A 266-nucleotide genomic window follows, 5' to 3' on the forward strand; every position below is an offset into this window, starting at 1 on the left:
TACCGCCATAAAGACATTTTTTATGCCTTCCCACAAGCTGCCGAACCAAGAAATGACAGTCGACCACGCTGATTTTATACCGTTGACTGCCTCGCCGAAGATATTGCCAAACCACTCGCCAACTACCGAAAATACCGTTTTAATGTCATCCCATACTCCGGCAAGCCAAGAAACTACAACACCAAAAGCGGTTTTAATAGCCTCAAATGCTTGTCCATAAATATAGGCGTAAAAAGATACTACCGCCATAAAGACATTTTTTATGC

General features: G+C 42.5%; 1 protein-coding gene. It reads right to left on the reverse strand.

Features of this window, described 5'->3' with window-relative positions:
* Positions 1-266 (reverse strand): hypothetical protein (locus tag PPOP_RS23185; RefSeq protein ID WP_159101863.1); only part of this gene is annotated, 266 nt, incomplete at both ends.

The sequence above is a fragment of the Paenibacillus popilliae ATCC 14706 genome (genome assembly GCF_000315235.1).
In the GTDB taxonomy this organism is placed as follows: domain Bacteria; phylum Bacillota; class Bacilli; order Paenibacillales; family Paenibacillaceae; genus Paenibacillus_B; species Paenibacillus_B popilliae.